Source organism: Mycolicibacter sinensis (assembly GCF_001673565.1).
GTDB lineage: Bacteria > Actinomycetota > Actinomycetes > Mycobacteriales > Mycobacteriaceae > Mycobacterium > Mycobacterium sinense_C.
The window spans coordinates 1-536 of record NZ_LZMF01000012.1 but is presented as its reverse complement, the minus strand read 5'-3'; the positions used below and the strand labels follow the sequence as shown (position 1 = coordinate 536).

Annotated in this window: 1 protein-coding gene; it reads left to right on the top strand. The window is 69.2% G+C overall.

What is annotated here, in order from left to right; all coding sequences use genetic code 11:
• Positions 1–536, top strand: a 536-nt coding sequence (locus A5648_RS02210) for an AMP-binding protein (protein WP_165607289.1), incomplete at both ends; no start/stop codon positions are given.

Genomic DNA, 536 nt, shown 5'->3' with positions numbered 1-536 from the left:
TCCAACCTGACGCACGCCTGGATCGGCACCGAGCCGGTCCGCGCGACCACTCTGCAGAACTTCGCCGAGGCGTTCGCCCCGGCCGGATTTCAGCTGAACGGCATCCAGGCCGCCTTCGGTCTGGCCGAATCCGCACTGCTGGTCACCGCGATGCAGAGCCCGGAAGTCGCCGGGGTGCGCTACGTCGACCGCAACGCGCTGGGCCGCAATCAGGTGATCGACGTCGCGGCCGACGATGCCGACGCCGTGGCGATAGTGGGCTGCGGCGCGGAGCTGGACGGGATGCGGGTGCTGATCGTCGATCCGGAGACCCGGCTGCCTTGCTGCGCTGACGAAGTGGGCGAGATCTGGGCATCCGGACCCAGCGTCGGCGTGGGCTACTGGGGACGCCCCGAGGAGACCGAGCACGCCTTCAACGCGTACGTGGCCGACACCGGAGAGGGCCCCTACCTGCGCAGTGGCGACCTGGGGTTCTTCCGGGACGGCGAGCTGTTCGTCACCGGCCGGTGCAAGGACCTGATGACCATTGGCGGCTA